The organism is Sinomonas sp. G460-2 (genome assembly GCF_047759905.1).
In the GTDB taxonomy this organism is placed as follows: domain Bacteria; phylum Actinomycetota; class Actinomycetes; order Actinomycetales; family Micrococcaceae; genus Sinomonas.
The window spans coordinates 1-2186 of record NZ_JBKZWT010000458.1; the positions used below are offsets into that span (position 1 = coordinate 1).

At 72.3% G+C, this 2186-nt stretch carries 4 protein-coding genes; all 4 read right to left on the reverse strand.

What is annotated here, in order from left to right:
• The coding region (locus ACLN58_RS21360) for a hypothetical protein (RefSeq protein ID WP_415857225.1) at positions 1-195 on the reverse strand (195 nt) is incomplete at its 3' end.
• A 2-nt stretch (positions 196-197) separates the two neighbouring features.
• Positions 198-971, reverse strand: a complete 774-nt coding sequence (locus tag ACLN58_RS21365) for an ABC transporter ATP-binding protein (protein ID WP_415857226.1) — start codon at positions 969-971, stop codon at positions 198-200.
• Positions 972-1158: 187 nt separating this feature from the next.
• On the reverse strand, positions 1159-1917 hold the full coding sequence (locus ACLN58_RS21370; RefSeq protein ID WP_415857227.1) for a response regulator: 759 nt from the start codon (positions 1915-1917) through the stop codon (positions 1159-1161).
• A gap of 1 nt (position 1918) precedes the next feature.
• A partial coding sequence (locus ACLN58_RS21375) for a sensor histidine kinase (RefSeq protein ID WP_415857228.1) occupies positions 1919-2186 on the reverse strand: 268 nt, incomplete at its 5' end.

Genomic DNA, 2186 nt, shown 5'->3' on the forward strand with positions numbered 1-2186 from the left:
GCCTCGATGGGCGGGGGAGACGACGAGGTCCGCCTTCGCGTAGTCCTGCCCGACGCTCGCGACGAGGGACGCCGTCGTGGACGCGTTGGCCATGAGCGTGGCGGTGAGGAAGCCGACGGCGAGGAGTACGGCGAGCACGATCGCGACGAATCTCCGGGCGTGCGTCGTGAGTTGGCTGAGGGCGACGCCGAGCATCCTCAGGCCTCGACCTTCGCGAGGGCAGCGAGAACCGTCTCGACCGTGGGGTCGTCGAGCGTGCCGACGAGGGCGCCGTCCGCGAGGAGTACGACCCGGTCGGCGTAGCTCGCTGCGACGGGGTCGTGCGTGACCATGATGATGCTCTGCCCCATCTCGCGGCTGCTCCGACGCAGCATGCCGAGGACTTCCGCGCCCGAGCGCGAGTCGAGGTTGCCGGTCGGCTCGTCGGCGAAGACCACCGCAGGGCGCGTGAGGAGCGCGCGGGCCACGGCGACGCGCTGCTGCTGCCCGCCCGAGAGCTCGTGGGGCTTGTGCTCGAGCCGGTCGGTGAGCCCGAGCGTCGCGACGAGGCCGTCGAACCATGCGGCGTCGACCGTGCCGCCGGCGAGCGCTACAGGGAGCGTGATGTTGGCGCGCGCGGTGAGCGTTGGCACGAGGTTGAACGCCTGGAACACGAAGCCCACGCGGTCGCGACGCAGCCGCGTGAGGGCCTTGTCGTTGAGCCCTGTGAGCTCGGTCCCGCCGAGCTCGATCGTGCCGGCGTCTACCGTGTCGAGGCCCGCAAGGCAGTGCATGAGCGTCGACTTGCCTGAGCCGGACGGCCCCATGATCGCCGTGAACCGGCCCGCGGGGAAGTCGAGGTCGATGCCCCTCAGGGCCTCGACGGCGGCCTCGCCCTTGCCGTAGGTCTTGCGGAGCCCTTGGGCGCGCACGGCCGCGCGGGCGGTCGCGGGCACGTCTGGTGAGGAACTGGATTCCGAGGTGATGGTCATGTTCCCAAAGCTAGGAGCGCGGGGCCGGCGGCGGATCGGGCTGCGGTCGGATCTTCGCGGGCGTACGACGGCGCCGCCTCCTCCCACGGGATGAGCCGGCCTACGCCGCGGGGCGGCAGTGCCCGCGCCGCCGGGAGCGCGGGTTGGGCGGAGCGTGCCGTGCGGAGCCGTGGGTTGGGCGCCGAGCCTACGGCGCGACGATGCCCGTCTCGTACGCGATGAGCACGATGTGCACGCGGTCGCGTGCCCCGAGCTTCGAGAGGATGTGACCCACGTGGGTCTTCACGGTCGCCTCGGAGACGACGAGCGCCTCCGCGATCTCCGGGTTGGAGAGACCCTGGGCGATGAGCGCAAAGACGTCGCGCTCGCGGGCCGTGAGCGTGGCGACGTCCGCTGCGTGAGCGCTGACCTCGGGGCTCGGCGCGCTGAGGGCGGAGGCCATGTGGCCGAGGAGCCGCCGCGTCGTGGACGGCGCGATGACCGCGTCTCCTCGGTACACCGTGCGCACGGCGCCGAGAAGTTCCTCGGGCGGCGCGTCTTTGAGCAGGAACCCGCTCGCGCCCGCCTGGATCGCGGAGAGCGCGTACTCGTCGAGATCGAACGTGGTCAGGACCACAATCTTCGGCCCCCGGCGGTGCGTCTCGCCCGGCTCGGGTGCGGCGCCGTCGAGGAGGCGTCGGGTTGCCTCGATCCCGTCCATGCGCGGCATGCGGACATCCATGAGGACGACGTCGGCCGGGACGCGGGCGAGGAGACGGACGGCTTCGAGGCCGTCCCCGGCTTCCGCGACAACCGCGAGGTCCGGCTGCGAGTCGATGAGCATCCTGAAGCCGCCGCGGACCAGCTGCTGGTCGTCGACGAGGGCCACGCGGATCGGGGTGGGCGAGATCGGGGTGGGCGCCGTCGGGGTGGGCGAGGGGGACGCGGGCGAGCCGCTGTGCGCCATGTCAGGCCTCCGTGTACGGGATGAACGCTCGGACGCTGAACCCGCCGCCCGGCAGGGGAGACGCGTCGACGGCACCATCGTAGAGCGCCACGCGCTCGGCCATGCCCCGCAGGCCCTGCCCGTTTCCGGAGGTGGGATCGGAGGCCGCGCCCCGGCCGTCGTCGGCAATCTCGAGCTGTAGCCCGCGCGTCGTCCATTCTTGGGTGACGCGCGCGGACGCCCGCGGGCCCGCGTGCTTGAGCACGTTCGTGAGGGATTCCTGGACCACG